The organism is Tardiphaga sp. 862_B3_N4_1, assembly GCF_051811085.1.
GTDB lineage: Bacteria > Pseudomonadota > Alphaproteobacteria > Rhizobiales > Xanthobacteraceae > Tardiphaga > Tardiphaga robiniae.
Genome location: NZ_JBPWQB010000001.1, coordinates 984,696 through 1,006,319 on the forward strand (window position 1 = coordinate 984,696; position 21,624 = coordinate 1,006,319).

13 protein-coding genes are annotated in these 21,624 nt (G+C 61.2%); 4 read left to right on the forward strand and 9 right to left on the reverse strand.

The window, feature by feature from the left end:
* Window positions 1–40: 40 nt before the first annotated feature.
* Window positions 41–301: a DUF6496 domain-containing protein gene (locus tag AB8B02_RS04625; RefSeq protein ID WP_439063257.1), complete on the forward strand. Its 261-nt coding sequence runs from the start codon at window positions 41–43 to the stop codon at window positions 299–301.
* 147 nt (window positions 302–448) lie between these two features.
* On the opposite strand, the gene AB8B02_RS04630 is transcribed toward AB8B02_RS04625, so the two are convergent.
* Both AB8B02_RS04630 and AB8B02_RS04635 read right to left on the reverse strand, forming a co-directional pair.
* Window positions 449–685: a hypothetical protein gene (locus AB8B02_RS04630; RefSeq protein ID WP_175367280.1), complete on the reverse strand. Its 237-nt coding sequence runs from the start codon at window positions 683–685 to the stop codon at window positions 449–451.
* 19 nt (window positions 686–704) lie between these two features.
* Window positions 705–1,592, reverse strand: coding sequence for a Ku protein (locus tag AB8B02_RS04635; protein ID WP_439063258.1), 888 nt, complete (start codon window positions 1,590–1,592; stop codon window positions 705–707).
* A gap of 143 nt (window positions 1,593–1,735) precedes the next feature.
* On the opposite strand from AB8B02_RS04635, the gene ligD reads away from it, so the two are divergent.
* The gene (gene ligD / locus AB8B02_RS04640; protein WP_439063259.1) at window positions 1,736–4,459 is read left to right on the forward strand and encodes a DNA ligase D; all 2,724 of its coding nucleotides are present in this window, start codon (window positions 1,736–1,738) and stop codon (window positions 4,457–4,459) included.
* A gap of 107 nt (window positions 4,460–4,566) precedes the next feature.
* On the opposite strand, the gene AB8B02_RS04645 is transcribed toward ligD, so the two are convergent.
* Window positions 4,567–4,731: a DUF3309 family protein gene (locus tag AB8B02_RS04645; protein WP_081422059.1), complete on the reverse strand. Its 165-nt coding sequence runs from the start codon at window positions 4,729–4,731 to the stop codon at window positions 4,567–4,569.
* 155 nt (window positions 4,732–4,886) lie between these two features.
* On the opposite strand from AB8B02_RS04645, the gene AB8B02_RS04650 reads away from it, so the two are divergent.
* Window positions 4,887–5,198: a polyhydroxyalkanoic acid system family protein gene (locus AB8B02_RS04650; protein WP_439063260.1), complete on the forward strand. Its 312-nt coding sequence runs from the start codon at window positions 4,887–4,889 to the stop codon at window positions 5,196–5,198.
* A 228-nt stretch (window positions 5,199–5,426) separates the two neighbouring features.
* Here the strand turns inward: AB8B02_RS04650 and treY are convergent, their stop codons facing one another.
* Genes treY through AB8B02_RS04680 form a run of 6 tightly spaced genes read right to left on the reverse strand, consistent with a single transcriptional unit; the run spans window position 5,427 to window position 19,464 of the window.
* A complete protein-coding gene (gene treY, locus AB8B02_RS04655) occupies window positions 5,427–8,219 on the reverse strand; it encodes a malto-oligosyltrehalose synthase (protein WP_439063261.1) in 2,793 nt (930 codons plus the stop codon).
* Window positions 8,219–9,985 carry a malto-oligosyltrehalose trehalohydrolase gene (gene treZ / locus AB8B02_RS04660; protein ID WP_439063262.1) on the reverse strand — a complete coding sequence of 589 codons (1,767 nt, stop codon included), beginning with the start codon at window positions 9,983–9,985 and terminating at the stop codon, window positions 8,219–8,221. Before treZ ends, treY begins: the two co-directional genes overlap by 1 nt.
* The gene (gene glgX, locus AB8B02_RS04665) at window positions 9,982–12,060 is read right to left on the reverse strand and encodes a glycogen debranching protein GlgX (RefSeq protein WP_439063263.1); all 2,079 of its coding nucleotides are present in this window, start codon (window positions 12,058–12,060) and stop codon (window positions 9,982–9,984) included. Before glgX ends, treZ begins: the two co-directional genes overlap by 4 nt.
* Before the next feature lie 3 nt (window positions 12,061–12,063).
* Window positions 12,064–14,205 carry a 1,4-alpha-glucan branching protein GlgB gene (gene glgB / locus AB8B02_RS04670; protein WP_439063264.1) on the reverse strand — a complete coding sequence of 714 codons (2,142 nt, stop codon included), beginning with the start codon at window positions 14,203–14,205 and terminating at the stop codon, window positions 12,064–12,066.
* Complete coding sequence (gene treS, locus AB8B02_RS04675) at window positions 14,202–17,501, reverse strand: maltose alpha-D-glucosyltransferase (RefSeq protein WP_439063265.1); 3,300 nt, start codon at window positions 17,499–17,501, stop codon at window positions 14,202–14,204. Before treS ends, glgB begins: the two co-directional genes overlap by 4 nt.
* A gap of 10 nt (window positions 17,502–17,511) precedes the next feature.
* Window positions 17,512–19,464, reverse strand: a complete 1,953-nt coding sequence (locus AB8B02_RS04680; protein WP_439063266.1) for an alpha-1,4-glucan--maltose-1-phosphate maltosyltransferase — start codon at window positions 19,462–19,464, stop codon at window positions 17,512–17,514.
* Window positions 19,465–19,662: 198 nt separating this feature from the next.
* Here AB8B02_RS04680 and malQ point away from each other — a divergent pair, with 198 nt between their 5' ends.
* Entirely contained in the window at window positions 19,663–21,615 is a 1,953-nt protein-coding gene (gene malQ / locus AB8B02_RS04685) for a 4-alpha-glucanotransferase (RefSeq protein ID WP_439063267.1), read from the forward strand.
* Window positions 21,616–21,624 lie beyond the last annotated feature (9 nt).

The following is a 21,624-nucleotide window of genomic DNA, read 5'->3' on the forward strand; positions in this document are numbered from 1 at the left end:
TGATGACGATTGATCGTTTCGATCACAACGGGAGCATGGAATGGCGAAATATTCCAAGAAGGCCGCCGCAAAGGTCGCGCGGGCCATGAAGAAGCGCAAGGCCGGTACATTGCGAAGCGGCGGCTCGGGCAAGAAGGTCACCAGTAAGAAGCAGGCGATTGCTATCGGCCTGTCCGAGGCTCGCGCCGAGGGCAAGAAGGTGCCGAAGGCGCCGAAGAAAAAGACGGTGAAGAAAGCCAGCAAGAAGACGGCGGGGAAAGAGAAAGCGGCCAAAAAATCCCGGAAGTCGACGAAGGCCTGAGGCTGCGCCGATGTACGTTGATCGACGCATATGAACCAATCTTCGTCATGCCCGGGCTTGTCCCGGGCATCCACGTCTTGGGGAGAGAAAAACGTAGATGGCCGGGACAAGCCCGGCCATGACAGTTTCGACCGAAGCGTCATCGCCTCACTTCGTCTGTAAGGTCGCCTTCAGCAGGTGGTCCTTACATTCATCGTCCTTGCCCTCCGCCATTGCTTCGCTGGCCAGGCCGATCTCGTCGGAGGCGGTCTTCTTTTGCTTGCCATCGGCCATCTTGGCGATGGCTTCGGCGACGAAGGCGATATTCGAGGCGTTGCATTCCCGTGTCTGCAGTTGCTGCGCCTGCGCTGCCGCGGTCGACATCAACGCGATGCCTATGATCATTCCCAAAATCTTCATGCGCTCAGCTTGCCTTGCGATGTCGCGCCGATGACCGCGCAGCCTTCTTGGCCGGGCGCTTGCGCGCCACATGTGGTCGTGACGACGAAGCGCGTTTGGTCGACTTGCCCTTACCACCCTTGAGGCTCGCCTTCAGCGCATCCATCAGGTTGATGACGTTGTCCGGCTTCTCCTCCTTCTCGACGACCTTCACCGGCTTGCCCGCAGCCTTGCGCTTCACCAGCGTCTTCAGCGCGGTCTCATATTCATCCTTGAACTTGCTGGGATCGAAATGCGACGCCTTGCTGTCGAGGATATGCGCCGCAAGGTCGATCATGTCCTTGGAGATCCTCGGGCTCTTGATATCGTCGAAATAGTCCTCCTCGTCGCGCACTTCATAGGGGAAGCGCAGCGTGGTACCGAGCAGGCCCTTGCCGAGCGGCTCGATGGCGATGATATGCTCGCGATTGGTGAGCACGATGCGCGCTAGCGCCACGCGGTCCTTGTCCTTCATGGCATCGCGGATCACGGCGAACGCATCGGCGCCGGCCTTGCCGTCGGGCGCGATGTAATAGGGATTGTTCAGATAGCGCCGATCGATCTCGTCGCGCGGCACGAAGTTGTCGATGTCGATAGTGTGATTGCTCTCGATCTGCACGGCCTCGAGCTCTTCCTTCTCGATCTCGACATATTCGCCCTTGCTGATCTCGTAGCCGCGGCCCTTCTGCTCCTTCTCCACGACGTCGCCGGTCTCGACATCCACCATCTGCTGTCTCAGCCGGTTGCCGGTCTCACGGTTGATCATGTGGAATTTGGTTTTCTCGACCGAGGTCGCGGCCGGATACAGCACCACCGGGCAGGTGACGAGCGACAGCTTGAGAGAGCCTTTCCAATAAGCGCGGGGCGGGGCCATACTCGTTCTCCAACTCGATCTACAAATAAAGCGCGCAGGCCGCAAAGTATTGCGCTGGCGTGGATTTCCAGGAACTTCAACGGCAGTTGCCGGTTTTGGTTCCGGGCCGGATCATGCGCCCAATGCGGTGAGTGGGGGACGGTGTGGCCGACAAGCAGCTTCAGATCTACCGCCGGAAACGCGATTTCGCGCTCACCAAGGAGCCCTCCGGCCAGATCGTGGTCGCGCCGGCGAAGCGCCGCCGCTTCGTGATCCAGAAACACGATGCCACGCGGCTGCATTACGATCTGCGGCTGGAGATGGACGGGGTGTTCAAGTCGTGGGCCGTCACGCGCGGGCCATCGATGGACCCTGCCGACAAGCGCCTCGCTGTCGAGGTTGAGGACCATCCGCTCGACTATGGCGATTTCGAAGGCACGATTCCCCGGGGACAATACGGCGGCGGCACCGTGCAACTGTGGGACCGTGGCTATTGGGAGAGCGACGATCCGGACAAGGGCTTCAAGAAGGGCGACCTGAAATTCACGCTGGACGGCGAGAAGCTGCATGGCGGCTTCGTTCTGGTGCGCATGAAGCATGACCGCAATGGCGGCAAGCGGACCAACTGGTTGCTGATCAAGCATCGCGACGACTTCGTGAAGGAGGGCAAGGCCAACACCATCCTCGACGATGACAAGTCAGTGGCATCCGGCCGGACCATGAGCGCCATCGCCTCAGGAGAAGGGAAGGCGCCGAAGCCCTTCATGATCGCGAAGACGGCAAAGATCAAACCCGATGCTATCTGGGATTCCAGCGATGGCAGTGCTGCCGATGCGCGCACTAATAGGGGCGGCAAGACGAAGGCTGATGTAGGGGGGGCGAGGACTGAGAAAGCTGCAGGCAAAAATGCCGTGACAAGGAAGGCGGCCAAACCATCGGCGAAGCCGGTCAAGGTCGCAAGGATGCCGGGCTTCGTCGCGCCTCAGCTTTGCACCATCGTGGATCGGCCGCCCTCTGCGGATGGCTGGGCGCATGAGATTAAGTTCGACGGCTATCGGGTGCAGCTCCGCGTCGAAGACGGCGAGACCACGCTGAAGACACGCAAGGGGCTCGACTGGACCGACAAGTTTCAGGCTATCGCGACAGAGGCCACCGGCCTGCCGGATGCGATTATCGATGGCGAGATTGTCGGCCTTGACGCTCATGGCGCGCCGAATTTCGCGGCGCTGCAGGCGGCGCTGTCGGATGACGAGACCGATACGCTGATCTTCTTCGTGTTCGACCTGCTGTTTGCGGATGGCGAAGACCTGCGGAAGCTGCCGCTTGGCGAGCGCAAGGAGCGATTGAAGGCGCTACTCGACAAAGCCCGCGGCCGTCGCAAGGAAAGCCTGATCCGCTATGTCGATCATTTCGAGACTGGTGGTGACGCCATTCTGCAGTCGGCCTGCAAACTGTCACTGGAAGGCATCGTCTCCAAGAAGCTGTCGGAGCCCTATATGTCCGGCCGCTCGCAAAACTGGACCAAGGCCAAATGCCGGGCCGGCCATGAGGTCGTGATCGGCGGATGGAAGAGTAATGCCGGCAAGTTCCGGTCGCTGATGGTCGGCGTCAACAGAGGCGATCATCTGGCCTATGTCGGCATCGTCGGCACCGGCTTCGGCCAGGACAAGGTCACGCGCATCATGCCGGCGCTGAAGAAATCAGCGGCGAAGACGAGCCCGTTCGGCGGCAAGGAGACGCCGCCGGGTGGCCGGGACGTGCACTGGCTCAAGCCCGAACTGGTGGCCGAGATCGAATTCGCAGGCTTCACCGGCGCCGGCATGGTGCGTCAGGCGTCATTCAAGGGGCTGCGGCAGGACAAGCCGGCTGATGAGGTCGAGGCTGAGACGCCAAAGACAACCGAACTTGCCGAACCGAGACCCAAGCGCGGCGCGAAGAAGACTGCCAAGAACTCCACGAAAAAAGCCCCGCCTGCAAAAGCTGCGGCAGGCAATGCCGTTGTCATGGGCGTATCGATCTCCAAGCCTGACAAGGAGCTATGGCCGGATGCTGGCGATGGCGAGCCGGTTACCAAACGCGATCTCGCAGCGTATTTCGAAGCCGCCGGCGACTGGATGATGGACTATCTCAAGGGGCGCCCATGTTCGATCGTGCGCGCGCCCGATGGCATCGACGGGCAGCAGTTCTTCCAGCGCCACGCAATGCCGGGGACATCGAACCTGCTCGAACTCGTGAAAGTCTCTGGCGACCGCAAGCCTTACCTGCAGATCGATCGAGTCGAGGGTCTCGCGGCCGTCGCACAGATCGGCGGGCTCGAACTGCATCCCTGGAATTGCGCGCCGGATGCGCCGGATACACCGGGGCGTCTGGTGTTCGATCTCGATCCGGCGCCTGATGTGGAGTTCATTGCCGTCATGGATGCGGCACGCGAGATGCGCGAACGGCTCTCGAGCCTCGGCATGGAGAGTTTCTGCAAGACGACGGGCGGCAAGGGCCTGCATGTGGTGGCACCGCTGCTGCACAGCGCGAAGGACAAGGTTGACTGGAAGACGGCGAAGACGTTTGCGCAGGCCGTATGCCAGCAGATGGCCAGTGACGACCCTGAGCGCTATCTGCTCAACATGTCGAAGAAGCTGCGTGGTGGAAAGATTTTCCTCGATTATCTGCGCAACGACTGGATGTCGACCGCGGTCTCGGTGTTGTCGCCGCGGGCGCGAAAGGGTGCCACGGTGTCGATGCCACTGACATGGCCACAGTTGCGCAAAGATTTGGATCCGAAGAATTTCACTGTGCGCAGCGTCCCGGCGCTACTGGCGAAGAGCAAGGCGTGGACGGGTTACGAGGATGCTGCGTCGTCGATCAAGGCCGCGATTGGAAAAATGAAATGACTCTCACCGTCATTACTCGCTTTCGCGGGTGATGACGGTGAGAGCGTACGCGCATGGAAAAGCGCGCGATCCTTCCGGATCGCGCGCCTTGAAATCAATATCCGCTCTTACAGCTTACCAAGCAGCAGGAGTATCAGCAGGATCACCACGATGAGGCCGAGACCGCCGCCGCCGTAATAGCCGGTGCCGTAGAACGGACCGCCGCCGATACCGCTGAAACCACCAAGCAAGGCGATAATCAGGATGATCAGAATAATCGTACCAATGGACATGAATGTCTCCTCAGCCTGGCAGACGGACGAGCCGGCTGCCTTCATGCGGTAAAAACGCGCAGGCGCCCGCAAGGTTCCAGGGTTGAAACCTTCATTGCGACTACCGCTGGACGAATTCGCGCTTACATCCATATGAACTAACAAAGGATCCCTTGATGTCTGCACCGCTCGTTGTCTCTATCCCTCACAGCCTCGGCCGCGAGGAAGCTGCGCGCCGGCTCAAGACAGGACTGACACGCGCAGCAACTAATGTACCGATGTTGAAAGTTGACGAGGAGCGCTGGGACGGCGATCGCATGATCTTCCGCGTCCATGCCATGGGGCAGGCAGCGTCCGGTCATGTCGATGTGGCCGAGGATCATGTCACCGTCGAAGTTGTGCTGCCCTGGTTGCTGCAGCGCTTCGCGGAAGTGGCGCAGGCAGCGATTAAGTCGCGCGGAAATCTGCTGCTCACGAAAAAGGGTTGAACCGGCGATTGCGACGTGCAGAAAATCTCACGCATCTTTAATGCCTGCTGCTGTGCAGCATAAAAATGTCGTGCGATAGTGCGGCGCACGCGAGTTTGATCGTAAACCACTCGCAAACAATTTGATGAAAAGCTTTGAGCACGCGGAGGAAGGGAACCGACCTTTCTCGAGTCGGCACGACATCCGCCAGGCCGTCCGGCCGTTGATCCCGGGCGGCCTTGTCGTATGCTATCGCAAACGCGTCGAACGAATGCGTTTCGGCGCGGCATGTGCCTTCACGATCGCCATCGGAAGCTGCTTGAAGAGTTTGGCAACGGAGAGCTGGATCGCGCCGTTCTTCTGCGCAAAACCTTCAACGAGATAGCCGGGCGCGATCACTGTCGCGTCGAAGGCCGTCGCCTCCGGCCAATGCCGCCCGCCTTGCGTCGCTTCGAAAAAGGCGCGTGGGATCACGACGATCGCCGCGTCGCGCTGATGCCGCCGCGCAAAGGCGATGATGTGCGCGGCATGAGGTCCGGTCACTTCAAGTGGTTCGTAATCGCCATCGGTGAAGACGGCTGCCATCTCGGTGCGGTGTTTCAACAGCTCGCGCGTCCAGGCGAGTTTGATGTGGCCATCATCCCAGTGTTGCGCCAGCGCTGCCCAATCCGGCTGCTGCAGTGCCTTCAGCACTTTCGCGCGTTCGGCGAAATCCACCGGGCGGCGGTTATCGGGATCGACCAGCGAGAAATCCCAGAATTCGGTGCCCTGATAGAAGTCCGGCATGCCGGGAATGGTCGCTTTCAGCGTGATCTGGCTGAGTGAATTCAACGCGCCGATCAGCGATGTGCGTTTGGCAAAGGTCTCAAGCGCTGCAAGAAATTCCAGCGACTGGGCCGGGTCGAGAATGCGCTCCAGAAACGTGCGCAGACCCTTCTCATAGGTGTCGTTGGGGTTGAGCCAGCTCGTTTCCTGCTTGCCCTCGCGCGCCGCCTTCAGCGCATAGGCCTGCATCCGCTCGAGGAAGGAATTGTCCTGCCCGCCGAGCGGCCAGGCGCCGATAAGCGCCTGATAAAACATATACTCGAACGCTGCGGAGGGCGCGCGCATCTCGCCGTCAACAACCAGATGCGGCGCGTTCAGCAACTTCCAGCGGCTGACAGCACTGGCCCATTCACCGGGCATTTCGGCCAGCGCCAGCAAACGCGCGCGGGCATCCTCGCCGCGCTTGGTATCGTGGGTGGCGGTCGAAGTCATGCCATGCGGCCGCTCGAGCGCGCGTGTGATCATTATCTCGTGGAACGTAGCGACAGGTATCGCTTCCGCTGCTGGCTCGCCGCCAACTTCGTTGAACGCCAGCAGGCGATGATAGCGATAGAAGGCGGTGTCTTCGAGCGACTTCGCCATCGTCGGCCCGGTGAACTGCTGCACCTTCAATGCAAAGCGTCGCACCCGCGGCTTGCTATGTGCGGGGCGGCCAGGCTTCAGCAGGTCCAGCGTCAGAGCGTCGCGCAAGAAGTCGAACAAGCCTTCATCGGCGCCGAACCAGTCGGCGCGAGCTTTCTCGATGGTCGTGGCGATCAGTTGCCGGTCGAGGGCAGATGGACCGGCGGTGGAGAGATAGGTGCGATAGACCGGGAAATGCAGCACGTAAAGTTCGAAAGCCTGACGCAGCGTGTCGGCGGAGAAGTCGCGCGTCGAATAATGCCCGTTGGCGATCCGTGCCAGCAGACGCGTCAGCACGGTGAATTCGCTGAGCAGCAGCGTATCGAGCACGCGGCGCTTGGCTTCCACCAGTTGCGGTTCGAATTTCGGCGAGACGTTGCTCACCTGACGCCAGGTTTCGCCCAGTGGTTCCAGGCCTTTTTCTTCGACCAGTACCTGCGTGATCACATTGAGCCATTCATAGCCGGTGGTGCCATGCACGCCGGCGAAGGGCACCAGCTTCTCGTGCTCGCCGAGAATCTTCTCGACCACGACATAGAACGGTTTGGTGCTGTTGCCATGCGCCTCGCGGATCAGCCGGCGCAGCCGTTGGAAATATTGCGAGGGATCGTGAAGGCCGTCGATGTGGTCCAGCCGCAACCCCTGCAGCTTGTCTTCGGTAATCAGCCGTTTGACGAGCGAATGGATCGCCTCGAACGTATCGGCGTCCTCGATACGTAGACCAGCCAGCGTATTGACGTCGAAGAAGCGGCGGTAATTGATCTCGCTCGATGCCAGGCGCCACTGACCGAGCTTATAGTGCTGGCGCTCCAGCAGCATGTGCATGGCCTGAATCTGGGCGGGCCGATCCAGCCCGGCGCGATAGGCGTCGAGGCCGCGCGTGATAACCTCGGCAGCGCCGTCGATCGACGCCAGCTGCTGCTTGAAAGCCGGCGCTTCCCGCCGGTTGGGATGGCGGAGGCCCTTGTGCTTGGCCGCCAGTGTCAGGATTGCGCGGCCGGCTGGCGTGTTGCCGGCGTCGGCTTCCTTGACGATGGTGCGCAGCATCTCGCTGTAGCGCTCCGGCGCGATCGGAAGCCTATGCTCGAAATACCAGGCCGAGAAGCTGCCTTCCTCGGCGTCGTATTTCAGCTCGATCTCGCCGTTGTCCAGTGCCTGGCCATAAGAGCTACCGATGATCGGTAGCAGCAGGCCGCCGCGTGCGCGATAGGGCAGGGTGTCCCAGTCGATGTCGAAGGAGACGGCGTGCGGCGAGGCCTGTCCCCATTCCAGCACGTCGAGCCACCACGGATTGTCTGCGAAATGCACGCCCACATGATTGGGCACAAAGTCGAGGATCAGGCCGATATCGTTGGCCTTCAGCGCGGCACTCAGGCGCTCGAAACCTTCGTCGCCGCCCAGTTCTGGATTGAGCTTGGTGTGATCGACAATGTCATAGCCATGGGTCGAGCCGGCGCGCGATTTCATGAAGGGTGAGGCATAGAGATGGGTGATGCCAAGCGCCTTCAGATAGGGGACGATGCCCGCGGTGGCATCGAAATCGAAATCCTTGGTGAGTTGAATACGGTAGGTCGCGACGGGAATCGCAGGAGCCATTATCTATCTCCGATCCGCCAAACGACGGACCACGGCGTCCCCACGCCGGTGGTAGTGTTGCCCCAAATTGTTGTACCTGTGCTCGGCGATGCCGCGTTGACGGTCTTGTCGGAAAGATTGGCCGTGAGATGCAGCCTGCTGCCGTCACCCATTGTCCAGAAGGCCGTGAGCAAACCGTCGTCGCTCGCCTCAGCCTGGCCGAACCGTGCGCCAGCAAGGCGCGGCACGATGTGCTGATTGCGCAATGCGAGCAGCTCGCGAACCAGCGTCAGCCGCGTCTTGCCCGTGGTCGTTTCGCGATTGTCCCAATCGACGAAGGCCGAGCGGAACGAGCTCTCGTCCAACGGATCGGGAATCTCGTCGCCATACTTTTCGTAGGCGCTGGCGAATTCCTTCTTGCGGCCATTGCGTACGGCATTGGCGAGATCGCCTTCGAAATCGCAGAAAAACGGGAATGGCACCTTCGAGCCCCATTCCTCGCCCTGAAACAGCATCGGCACCATCGGCGCCAGCAATGTAATGGCCAGTGCAGCTTCGATGGCCTCGGGCTTGGCCAAGGTCTCCAGCCGATCGCCAAGCGCACGATTACCGATCTGGTCGTGGTTCTGCAGGAAATTCACGAAGGCGGCCGGTGCGAGTTCGCCTGATGGTTCGCCGCGCGGTGCGCCGTCGCGATGCGCCGACGACTGGCCCTGATAGGCGAAGCCCGAGCCCAGCGCCCGTACGATATGATCGAGCGGCTTCGGTGCGTAGTCGCTGTAATAGCCCTTGTCCTCGCCGGTGAGCAGCACGTGCCAGGCATGGTGATAGTCGTCGTTCCACTGCGCGCGATATTTGCCGCGCGGCGGGTTGGTGGCGGGATCGAGCAGAGTGGCGCGGTTGTCGTCGTTCTCGAGCACCAGATGGATCAGTCGGCCGGTGTCGGCGGCTAGCTTGCCGACCTCGCGGCTCAGCTCGTGCAGCATCGGGATCTCGCCCTGTTCGGGGATCGCATGCACGGCATCGAGCCTGAGCCCATCGAAGCGATAGTCGCGCAGCCACGCCACGGCATTCTCGATCGCGTAGGCCCGCACTTCCGGCAGGTGATAGTTGATCGCCGAGCCCCACGGCGTATGCGCATCGCCGAAGAAGGACGGCGCATATTGCCCGATGTAATTCCCTTCCGGGCCGAAGTGGTTATAGACGACGTCCAGAAACACTGTCAGCCCACGCAGATGCGCCTCGTCGATCAGCGCCTTCAGATCGTCCGGGCGGCCGAACATCGCGTCCGGCGCATACCACAGCACACCGTCATAACCCCAGTTGCGCTTGCCGGCGAAATCGGCCAACGGCATCAATTCGAGCGCGGTGATCCCCGTCGCCACAAGGTGATCGAGCTTGTCGATCATCGCGCGATAGGTGCCCTGCGGCGTAAAGGTACCGACATGGGTTTCAATCAGCACGGTCTCTTCCCACGGCCGCCCGCGCCAGTCGGTCGCGCGCCACGGATAGGCCTTGTGGTTGATCACTTCGGAAGGGCCGGCGATATCGTTCGGCTGAAAGCGTGAGCCGGGGTCGGGCACGTCGGTCTTGTCGTCGATCCTGAAGCGATAGGTGGCGCCGGCTTTCACGCCGGAAATCTCGGCGGCGAACCAGCCGTCATCGCCGGGCTTCAAGGGATAGGATTGATCGCCAAGTACCACGTCGACGCGTTGCGCCGCCGGCGCCCAGAGACGGAAGATCGCGCCTTTCTCCGTGAGCCGTGGTCCGAACGAATGCGCGCTCATGCTGGCGTCCCCGCAAAGGCAAGCACCGAGCGCGGTGGCGCATCGATGTCGCTACCGGGGGGGAGGATAGCGATGGAGAGCTTTTCGTCGGCGGTGTTCAGCACCTGCCTCCAGTTCTTGTATTCCAGCATCTTCGGCAGCTTGAACGGGATGCCCTCAGGCGCCGCATTCAGCACGATGAAAATCGGGTTGGTGTTGTCGCCGGAAGCGCTAAGCACATAGGAGAGAAAGCGCCCGTCGGGAAACGCCCAGTCCGTCTCGGTCATCTCGTCGGCCGAGGGCGTCAGCCATAGCACGCCATAGCTGCCATCGGCGCGGCGGCCGTCGAGCCAGCGTTGCGTGGTGATCTGCGGAAAGCGCTGTCGCAGCTGCGCCATATGGCCGATGAAGTCGGTGAGATCGTCGTCCTTGTCGCCGAGATTGTCCCAGCCGACCCAGCCGATCTCGTTGTCCTGGCAATAGGCGTTGTTGTTGCCGCCCTGCGTGTTGCCGACCTCGTCGCCGGCCAGCAGCAGCGGCACGCCCTGCGCGAGGAACAGACAGGCGAGCTGGTTCTTGCGGAGTTGCCTGCGGAGCGCCAGCAGCTCGGGATCGTCGGTCGGGCCCTCGACGCCGAAATTGTTGCTGAGGTTATCCGAGGAGCCGTCGCGATTGTCCTCGCCATTGGCTTCGTTGTGCTTCTCGTTATAGGCAAAGAGGTCGGCCAGCGGGAAACCGTCATGCACGGTGACATGGTTGATCCCGGCGCGCTGCTTGCGACCGTCATGATTGAACACGTCGGACGAACCGGTCATGCGGCTGGAGACTTCGCCGATCAGCGAGCCTTCGCCGCTCCAGTAGCGGCGCATGGCGCTGCGATATTTGTCGTTCCATTCCGACCACTGCGATGGAAACGCGCCGACCTGGTAGCCGCCCATGCCGAGATCCCAAGGCTCGGCGACCATTTTGACGTTTGCGAGGACAGGGTCCTGCCGGATGGCGGTGAGGAAACCGCTATTGCGATCGAAGCCATTCGGCCCGCGCGCCAGCGTGGTTGCAAGGTCGAAACGAAAGCCATCCACGTGACACACCTCGACCCAGTAGCGCAATGAATCCATCACCATCTGCAACACGCGCGGATGCGTAAGGTTCATCGAGCTGCCACAGCCCGTGAAGTCGTCATAGAATCGTGGATTGTCCGGCATCAGCCAGTAATAGGAGGCGTTGTCGATGCCGCGGTAGCTCAGTGTCGGGCCGAGATGATTGCCTTCGGCGGTGTGGTTATAGACCACATCGAGTATCACCTCGATGCCCGCGTCATGCAGCCGCGCCACCGTTGTGCGGAACGCATCGAGCGGATTGTCGGCGCCGTAGCGCGCTTCCGGTGCGAAGAAGGAGAGGGTGTTATAACCCCAGTAATTCACCAGCTTCATTTCCACCAGCCGGCGGTCATCGACAAAGCTGTGCACCGGCAGCAGCTCGATGGTGGTGACGCCAAGCCGTTTGAGATGCTCGATCATCGACGGCGACGACAGTCCGCGATAGGTGCCGCGCAGTCCTGGCGGCACGTCCTTGCGGGTCTGCGTCAGGCCCTTCACATGGGCCTCATAGATGATCGTATCTTCCCACGGCACGCTCGGGCGCGCTTCCTTGCGCCCCCAGTTGAAGGTCTCGTCGACCACCACGGCCTTCGGCATGCCGCGCGCATTGTCGCGGCGATCGAAGGACAGGTCCTCGCGCGACGAGCCGGTGCGATAGCCGAAATGTGCATCGCTCCAGACCAGGCGCCCGGCCAGCTTCTTGGCATAGGGGTCGAGCAGCAGCTTGTGCGCATTGAAGCGATGTCCATGCTCCGGTTCATAAGGCCCGTGCACGCGATAGCCATAGAGCTGGCCCGGCGAGACATCGTTGAGATAGCCGTGAAAGACGTGCTCGTTATATTCCGGCAATTCGATGCGCTCGAGCTCGCGCCGCCCCTGGCTGTCGAACAGACACAGTTCGACCCTGGTGGCGTTCGCAGAGAACAAGGCAAAGTTGGTCCCCCGTCCGTCCCAGCTTGCGCCGAGGCGGGAGGGCATGCCGGCGGATAGTCTCATGCTCTAGAATTCCGGTACGAGAAAGAGTGCGGCCAGCGGTGGAAGGGTCAGATTGAGTTCGGGGACAAGCCCCTTGGCAATGACTTCGCCCGAATTGCCGACATTGCTGCCGCCATAATGCGCGGCGTCGGAATTCAACACCTCGCGCCAGGCGCCGGTGAACGGCACGCGGACGCGGTAATCGTGATAGACGTTGGGCGAGAAGTTCACGACCACGAGGCATTGCGCGCGCGGATTGCCGCCCTTGCGCAGCCAAGCGAAGACGTTGTTGCCGGCATCATCAGTGATTATCCATTCGAAGCCGGCGGGATCGCAATCGAGTTCATGCAGTGCCGGCTGGTTGCGATACAGCTCGTTGAGATCGCGGATCAGCGAATGGATGCCGGCATGCTTGTCCTGCTCCAGCAGGTGCCAGTCCAGCGACGTGTCGTGATTCCATTCGCGCTCCTGGGCGAATTCGCAGCCCATGAACATCAGCTTCTTGCCGGGATGGCCGAACATGAAGGAATAATACGCGCGCAGATTGGCGAACCGCTGCCAGTCGTCGCCCGGCATGCGGCCCAGGATGGACCGCTTGCCGTGCACGACTTCGTCATGCGATAGCGGCAGCACGAAATTTTCCGAGAAGGCGTATTGCAGCCCGAACAGAATGTCGTTGTGCTGGTACTTGCGATAGATCGGATCCTTGCTGATGTAATTCAGCGTGTCATGCATCCAGCCCATGTTCCACTTGTAGCCGAATCCGAGCCCGCCGAATTCGACGGGGCGTGAGACCTGCGGCCAAGCAGTGGATTCCTCCGCCGCCGTGGTCGCATTCGGAAATTTGGCGAAGACCTCGGTGTTGAAGCGGCGCAGGAAGCTGACGGCCTCGATATTCTCGCGGCCACCATATTTGTTCGGTATCCAGGCGCCGGCTTCCCGGCTGTAATCGAGATACAGCATCGAGGCGACGGCATCGACGCGCAGCCCATCCACATTGTAACGCTCAAGCCAGAACAGCGCGTTGGATACGAGGAAGTTTACGACTTCGGTGCGGCCGTAATTGTAGATCAGCGTGCCCCAGTCCATGTGCCGGCCCTGCAGCGGGTTGGCATGTTCATAAAGGGCCGTGCCGTCGAAATTGCCGAGGCCATGCGGATCATCCGGGAAGTGCCCGGGCACCCAGTCGAGCAGCACGCCGAGCCCCTCGGCATGACAGGCGTCGATCAGCAGTGCGAATTCTGCCGGCGTACCGAAGCGGCTGGTCGGCGCATACATGCCGGTCGGCTGATAGCCCCAGGAGCCGTCAAACGGATGCTCGTTGACCGGCAGGAATTCCACATGGGTAAAACCAAGATCGCGGGCATAGCGCGGCAGCGTCTCCGCGAGGTCGCGATAGGTCAGCCACTCATTGTCGCCCTTGCGACGCCAGGAGCCCAGATGCACCTCGTAGATCGACATCGGCTTGTTCAGCGCATTGATGTGATCCGGGGCAGGGCGCGGATGCGGGATCCTGGTTTCGTCGAGCACGATGGACGCCGTGGAGGGCCGCAGTTCGGCGGCGAAGGCCATCGGGTCGGATTTTTGCGTCAACTGGCCATGCGGGCCAATGATGTCGAACTTGTAGTGATCGCGGGGCGTGGCTCCGGGAACGAACAGCTCCCAGTAGCCCGCACCGCGCACGCGCATGGGATGACGCCGCGCATCCCAGAAATTGAAATCACCGACAACGCTGACACGCTTCGCATTGGGCGCGAGCACCACAAATCCGACGCCGCTGACGCCTTCAAGCACCATCGGATGGGCGCCGAGCTTGTCATAGAGCCGCTGATGGGTACCTTCGCCGAGCAGATAGAGATCGAATTCAGTCAGGATCGGCGGAAAGCGATAAGGGTCGTCGAGATCGACGGATCTGTCGCCATAGCGCGCCCGCAGTTGATACTTGGTCGAGCCATTAGCCAGCGCGCCGACAAACAGGCCGGCGTCATGGACGCGTTCCAATGCGGTCGTCGCACCGTGATCGTCGATGGCATCGACCTTCACGGCTTCGGGCAGGAAAGCACGCACGACCGTCTTGTCGGCTTCCTTGTGGGGGCCGAGATAGTGAAATGGATCGGAGTGGCGGCCTTCGACGATTGCGTAAGCCTCGGCGGGCAAATTGGTCATACGGCTTCCTCAGAATACTGGTTCAGAATGCGCAGGATGCCAGTCAGTGGCACCCGCAGCCAATCTGGCCGATGCGCGAGTTCGTATTCGATTTCATAAAGCGCCTTCTCCAGAAGGAAGAAGTTCAGCATTTCCTTGGTGGCCCCCGCGTCTGCCGGCCACAGCCGCGCATCAGTCATGGTCTCGCGATAGGCGTCAACGAAAGCCGTGGTGGCACGTTCCCGCCAGGCGTCCAGTGCCGCAGCCAGCTTGCCGGTGTCGTCCGAAGTGACCTTGAGCGCGCGTTCCAGCGCTGCCGTTGCCGAATAATCGATCGAGCGAATGAGCCCGGCGATATCGCGCGCAGCGGGCGCCTTGCGGCGGCGCTCATCGATCGACCTACGCGGTTCACCCTCGAAGTCGATGATGAAGATATCATCCTTGACGATCAGCATCTGGCCGAGATGGAAATCTCCGTGATGGCGGATCTTCAGTCCGTCGATATTCTCCGGCAGCAGCTCGGTCAGCCACCCCCGCAAGCCGTGGCGCAGTTCCAGCACCTGATCGATCAGCGCGCGATCCGAATCCTTTGCAGAATTGCGACGTTGGGCAAGCGCACTGAATACCGGCTCCGCACGCGTGACAATTTCATTGATCCAGAGCCTGATATCGTCAGGCGACGTCGGCTCCGGCTTGAAATCCGGGATGTCGTCGCGGCTGGCCAGCGCCATCTGCATCTCGGCGACGCGGCGGCCGGTCTGCGACATATAGAGCAGATACGGTACCTGTTCTTCACTGTGCGGGGCGTGGTCATCCACCGCCAGCAGACGCTGCTCATCGGCGAAACGGTCGAGATAGGCCGATGTCACCGTCCAGGCATCACCCTGATTCTGCACGAAGGCATGCACGATGGCGACGGCGGTGCGCTGATCACCCTCGACCAGCTCGACACTGCCTAGCAAAGCCGGCGTATTGGTGAAACCGGCGATATCCGTCAGGAAACGGCTGACCTCGATCTCCGGATTGATGCCGGCCTGCAGCTTGCGATAGATCTTCACGACATAGTCGTTGTCGACCAATGCAGTGCTGTTGGACTGTTCGGTTTCGACCGCACGGATGTTCTCCAGCGGCGCAGCCGGCTTTTCGGCGAGCTTGGTCGTTGGCCGGAATTCCAGACGGTTGCCCTCTTCTTCGACGGTCAGTGAAATGCGCAAATTGTGCAACAGCAGCGCAATGAAGATGTGGTCGGTGGCGACATCGAGCAAGGTGCCTTCGCGTGCGCCCTGGCGGACAGCGGCAAAGGCTTTCGGATTGTAGCGTTCGCGGTCGAAGCGGGTCCACTCGATCTGCATGGGCAGTAGATAGCGCGTCGCCACATTGCGCTGCGTGGTTTCGAAGAACACCAGCCATGGACGGTTGTCGCCGATCTCGCAGAACGGGATCGCGCCGGTCAGCACGGGCTGGATCGCCTTTGGCTGTCGCTCCGGATACCAGCGGCTGCGCGCCAGGAAGGAGGGCAGCACGTCGCGCTCGAACACACCGCGCGTACGGGCGAGAGTCATCCAGGTCGAGCCGAGCGGCACCACCAGCGTTTCGAATTCCGGCACCACCGGCGGCTGCGAATGTTCGGAGACATCGCGGAGCTGCAGCTGGAACCAGTAGAAGCCGTAAGGCGCCAGCGTGATCATGTAAGGCAGATCGCCGATCGGCGGAAATTTGGTGCGGCCGAGCATTTCCAGCGGCACGCGTTCCTTCCACGGCGACAGATCGAGTTCGGTGGCCTGCGCGGCGCGCGACAGGTTGGCGACGCAGAGGATCGCTTCGTCGCCGAGTTGGCGCACATAAGCGAGAACGGAGCGGTTGTCGGGGCGGATGAAGGTCATGGTGCCGCGACCGAAAGCGAGCGTCGATTTCCTGACAGCAATGAGCCGTTTGGTCGCCGACAGCAGTGACGATAGGCTGCGCGACTGCGCCTCCACGTTCACCGACTCATAACCGTAGATTGGATCCATGATCGGCGGTGCATAGAGCCGCGCAGGATCTGCGCGCGAGAAGCCGCCATTGCGGTCCGGTGCCCACTGCATCGGCGTGCGCACGCCGTTGCGGTCGCCGAGATAGATATTGTCGCCCATGCCGATCTCGTCGCCGTAATAAATGATCGGCGTGCCGGGGAACGACAGCAACAACGAGTCCAGCAGCTCGATCTTGCGCCGATCGTTGTCCATCAAAGGCGCCAGGCGACGGCGAATACCGACATTGATGCGCGCGCGCGGATCGTTCGCATAGGTGGACCACAGATAGTCGCGCTCGACGTCGGTGACCATTTCCAGCGTCAGCTCGTCGTGATTGCGCAGGAACATCGCCCACTGGCAGTCGCCGGGAATGTCCGGTGTCTGCCGCATGATATCGGTGATCGGGAATCGGTCTTCCTGCGCCAGTGCCATATAGATGCGTGGCATCAGCGGGAAGTGATAGGCCATGTGGCATTCATCACTGTTGCCAAAATATTCCTGCACGTCTTCGGGCCACTGATTGGCCTCGGCCAGCAACAGTTTGCCCGGCGCATAGGCATCGAGCTCGGCACGCAGATGTTTGATGACCTTGTGCGTTTCCGGCAGGTTCTCGTTATTGGTACCGTCGCGCTCGACAAGATAGGGGATCGCGTCCAGACGGAAGCCATCGACGCCGGCATCCAGCCAGCGTTTCATCACCTGCACCACGGCAGAGACGACGCGCGGATTGTCGAAATTCAAATCCGGCTGATGTGAGAAGAAGCGGTGCCAGTAATAGGCCTTGGCCTCCGGGTCCCAGGTCCAGTTCGACTTTTCGGTATCGGTGAAGATGATCCGGGTGCTCTGATATTTCTGGTCGGTGTCGCTCCAGACATACCAGTTGCGCGCACTGGAGCCGGCCGGGCTGCGGCGGGCGCGCTTGAACCAGTCATGCTGGTCCGACGTGTGATTGATGACGAGTTCGGTAATCACGCGCAGGCCACGGCGCTTGGCTTCGTGGATGAAGCGCTTGAAATCCTTCATCGTGCCGAAGTCGGGATGGATCGAACCATAGTCGGCGATGTCGTAGCCGTCGTCGCGGCCTGGCGACGGATAGAACGGCATCAGCCAGATGGTGGTGACGCCGAGATCCTGCAGGTAATCCAGCTTCTCGGTCAGGCCGATAAAGTCGCCGATGCCGTCATGGTTGCTGTCAGCGAATGTCTTCACATGCAGCTGATAGATGATGGCGTCCTTGTACCAGAGCTTGTCGATCTCCTCGGCGCGCTGTTTCGCTTTAACGTCGATATCGGTCATTACGTTCATGTCAACGCTTTCAGGCGAGGCAACGGAAGAAGATGGCGGGATCGCGCTGGGGATCGAGACGCAGGCGGATGCCGCCCCATTCGACGCCATGGCGCTCGCCGGTAATGATGTTCTCGACGGCGGCGACGTTGCGCTTCTCGCCATCGACCGTGACTTGCGTGTCGATCGGCAGCCAGAATTCGTAAGCGTCGCGTGACAGGGCGATGGCGCCGGCGACCGTATTGGTGCCATCCACCGACTCCTTCACGAAGCCGATGATGTTGTCGTTCTCCACCGGCATGAAGCGCAGGTTCGATGTCTGCTGCAGCGCCGGGTTGGCGCGGCGCGCGTGGTTCAGCGCGGTGATGTAGGGCTTGATATTCCCCGGCGCATTCCAGTCGCGGGTCCTGATCTCGTATTTCTCCGAGTTCAGATATTCCTCCTTGCCGGGAATCGCCTCGTGTTCGAGCAATTCGAAACCGTTATAGATGCCATAGGTCGACGACAGCGCGGCCGCCAGCGCCACCCGCGCCTTGAACATCCAGGCTTCGCCGGATTGCAGGTGATAGGGCAGGATGTCCGGCGTGTTGACGAAGAAGTTCGGGCGATAGAATTCACGCTCGGGATAGCCGCATAGTTCGTTGAGATATTGCTCGATCTCCCACTTCGCGGTGCGCCAGGTGAAATAGGTGTAGCTCTGCGAGAAGCCGAGCTTGGCAAGGCCCTTCATCAGCTTCGGGCGCGTGAAGGCCTCCGCCAGAAACAGCGCGTCCGGATGCCTGATCTGCACCTCATGGATCGCCCATTCCCAGAACCGCAACGGCTTGGTGTGCGGATTGTCGATGCGGAAGATCTTGACGCCCTGGTCGCACCAGAACAGCAGCATGTCGCGGAGCGCGTTCCACAGCGATCCCGCGTCCTCGCAGTCGAAGTCGGGATTGTGGATGTCTTCGTATTTTTTTGGCGGATTCTCCGCATATTTCATCGAACCGTCCGGCCGGCGCTTGAACCAGTCCGGATGGTCCTTGACCCACGGATGATCCGGCGAGCACTGCACGGCGACGTCGATCGCCACTTCCAGACCATGCTCTTTGCACGCAGCGATCAGCGCATGGAAATCCTCCATGGTGCCGAGCTGCGGATGCAATGCATCATGGCCGCCCTCGGCGCCGCCAATGGCATAGGGGCTGCCGACATCGCCGGGCTCGGAGGTCAGTGAATTGTTCTTGCCCTTGCGGTTGGTCTTGCCGATGGGGTGGATCGGCGTGAAATACAGCACGTCGAAGCCCATGGCCTGCACGTCGGGCAGGCGGGCAATACAGTCGCGGAACGTGCCATGCTGGCCGGGCACTGTGCTCTGGCTGCGCGGCACCATCTCGTACCACGCACCGTTGCGGGCACGCTCACGGTCGATCATCAGCGGCAGCAGCGGCGAGCGCGTCAGGTCAGGCCGCAACTGCGCTTCGGCCATGGCGGTGCGCAGCTCGGGTGACAGCAGCGGCTCGTTGTCGCCGGTCTGCAGGAAATTCTCGCATTGCTTGACGATGAGCGCCGAAGCCTCGGGCCCGCCATTCTGCGCCTTGGTCATCAGGCCGGCGCCTTCCAGCGCATCCAGCGTGACGTCCTGTCCGGCCTTCAGCTTCAGCTCGAAGCCGTGGCGCCAGGTCGCGAATTCGTCGGTCCAGGCCTCGATCGCATAGACATAGCGTCCGATGCCATCGGGGATGAATGAGCCGCCCCAGCGGTCGTTCACTTCCAGCGTCATCGGGACCCGATTCCACTCGCGGTCCTGTTCACGGCGCCAGACAATGGCAGCGGCGATGATCTCGTGACCATCGCGGTACAGGTCGGCATAGACAGCGACAGGTTCGCCCACGATGCGTTTGACCGGGAAGCGGCCAGCGTCGATGATCGGATAGATGTTTTCGATATGGAAAGCCCCGCCGATACCGGCGGTGTCCACGATTTGGGATGTTCTGTTCACGGTGATGCCATCATGAGGTGTCGTCCCTGTTCGATTTTTCAAAAAGAGACGGTGCGATCATATACAAAGCCCCGTGACAGGGGTTTGGTTCCCCATGGAACTCAGCTTAGATCGACGCGTTGAAATCGGCTATCCTCTTCCGCAAATTCAGAAATTTCCCAGCAACTTTCGATTGTTGCTCTGCAAACAGCGTGCCGAATGGACCTTTTCACCAAAGCTGCCGAACTCGGAATCCAGACCGGTTTTCACGACGGTCAGGGCCAGTGGCACACCACGGGCGAAGCTGCCCTGAAGCTCATTCTGGACGCCATGCCGGTGCGCACGCCGCATCGCTTCGTGGCGAGTCCGGTCGTGGTCCGGGCCGGCGAGGGTGCCCGTACGGTCCTCAATGAGGCTGCCACGTTTCCCCTGACCTGGAAAATTCTCGACGGGGTTAAGGTTATCGCCGAGGGAACGACGGAGGGGCGCGAGATCACCTGGCCGCGCGATCTGCCGGTCGGCGTGCACCGGCTCAGGCTGGTCGACGCCAAGAAATTCCCCGATGAGGTGCCGTTCATCGTCGCGCCGTCCAAGGCATTTCCCGGGACCTTCGATCGCTCCTGGATTCTCGCCGTACAGCTCTACGGCGTGCGCTCCGAGCGCAACTGGGGCATCGGCGACTTCACCGATCTGCAGGACCTGATCAGACTGGCCGCCTCGAGCGGCGCCGGCGGTGTCGGGCTTAATCCGCTGCATGCGCTGTTCGACGACCGGCCGGCCGAATGCAGCCCGTATTCGCCGAACAGCCGGCTGTTTCTCAATCCGCTTTATATCAACGTCGAGGCGCTGCCCGAATATGCGGCCAATGACAGCGGCGATATGCTGGCCACTATGCGCGCCAGCAAGTTCGTCGACTATGTCGATATCGCCGCGGTCAAGTCGACAGCGATGCGTGCCGCCTTTGAGACATTTTATGCCGATCCGACATCCGAGCGTCAGAAGGCCTTTGCCGCATTCCGCGCCGAGCGCGCGCCGCTGCTGACGCGCTTCGCCTGTTTCGAGGTGCTGCGGCATCAGCAGCAGACCGCGTGGTGGGACTGGCCGTCGGAATGGCTGCTGCCCGATGACGCGACCTGCGACGCCTTCCGCGCCGGACCGGACGGCAAGGACGTGGCTTACATCGAATACGTGCAGTGGAATGCCGACCTGCAGCTCAAGGCGTGTTTCGATCTGACGACGAAGCTCGGCATGCCCGTCGGCCTCTATCTCGACGTCGCCGTCGGCGTACAGTCCGGCGGCTTCGATGCCTGGAATGAGCAGATCGCGATTTCGCGTCATCTGTCCGTCGGCGCGCCGCCCGATGCGCTGCAGCCCGCCGGGCAGAACTGGGGTCTCGCCGGCTTCAATGCCGCAGGGCTGGAAGTGCAGGGCTTCGCGCCGTTCAAGGACATGTTGCGCGCCTCGATGCGCTATGCCGGTGCTGTCAGGCTCGATCACGTGCTCGGCCTTAATCGCCTTTACGTCGTGCCGCACGGCTACGACGCCGATAACGGCGCCTATGTAAAGATGCCGCTGGAAGCGCTGCTGGCGGTGACGGCGCAGGAGAGCGTCGCCAATCGCTGCGTGGTGATCGGTGAGGACCTCGGTACCGTGCCGGACGGCTTCCGCGATCATCTCGCATCCTGGGGCATCTGGTCGTATCTGGTGATGATGTTCGAGCGCGATGAACGCTATGCGTTCCGCGGCGTCGATTATTACGCGCCGAATGCACTGGTGACCTTCAATACCCACGATCTGCCGACCTATGCCGGTTGGCGCAGCCTGCACGATTTGCAGCTGAAGCGCTCGCTGGGCATCGATCCCGGCGAGAGCGACGATGCCCGCCGTTACGCGCTGCAGATGCTCGGCGAGGCGCTGCGAGCGCAGGGCATCAATACCGAAGACTTCTACGCCGTCGCTCACTTTCTCGCGCGCACGCGGACCCGTTTGCTGGCCGTCGCGTTGGAAGACCTGTTGGGTGTGATCGATCAACCGAATATTCCCGGCACCATCAATGAGCATCCGAACTGGCGGCAGCGGCTGCCGGCCACGGTGGAGACGATGGCCACGTCGATCGATCGTGACGCGCTGCACATTGCAACCGCGGACAGGAGTTTGTCCGCATTGACCTAAATTTTGTCA

Excerpts from the sequence above, each read along its gene's own strand:
- treS (WP_439063265.1), bottom strand. The coding sequence starts at position 17,501 with ATGAACGTAATGACCGATATCGACGTTAAAGCGAAACAGCGCGCCGAG.
- AB8B02_RS04635 (WP_439063258.1), bottom strand. The coding sequence starts at position 1,592 with ATGGCCCCGCCCCGCGCTTATTGGAAAGGCTCTCTCAAGCTGTCGCTC.
- treZ (WP_439063262.1), bottom strand. The coding sequence starts at position 9,985 with ATGAGCGCGCATTCGTTCGGACCACGGCTCACGGAGAAAGGCGCGATC.
- glgX (WP_439063263.1), bottom strand. The coding sequence starts at position 12,060 with ATGAGACTATCCGCCGGCATGCCCTCCCGCCTCGGCGCAAGCTGGGAC.
- treY (WP_439063261.1), bottom strand. The coding sequence starts at position 8,219 with ATGGCTCCTGCGATTCCCGTCGCGACCTACCGTATTCAACTCACCAAG.
- malQ (WP_439063267.1), top strand. The coding sequence starts at position 19,663 with ATGGACCTTTTCACCAAAGCTGCCGAACTCGGAATCCAGACCGGTTTT.
- glgB (WP_439063264.1), bottom strand. The coding sequence starts at position 14,205 with ATGACCAATTTGCCCGCCGAGGCTTACGCAATCGTCGAAGGCCGCCAC.
- AB8B02_RS04650 (WP_439063260.1), top strand. The coding sequence starts at position 4,887 with ATGTCTGCACCGCTCGTTGTCTCTATCCCTCACAGCCTCGGCCGCGAG.
- AB8B02_RS04625 (WP_439063257.1), top strand. The coding sequence starts at position 41 with ATGGCGAAATATTCCAAGAAGGCCGCCGCAAAGGTCGCGCGGGCCATG.
- AB8B02_RS04630 (WP_175367280.1), bottom strand. The coding sequence starts at position 685 with ATGATCATAGGCATCGCGTTGATGTCGACCGCGGCAGCGCAGGCGCAG.
- AB8B02_RS04645 (WP_081422059.1), bottom strand. The coding sequence starts at position 4,731 with ATGTCCATTGGTACGATTATTCTGATCATCCTGATTATCGCCTTGCTT.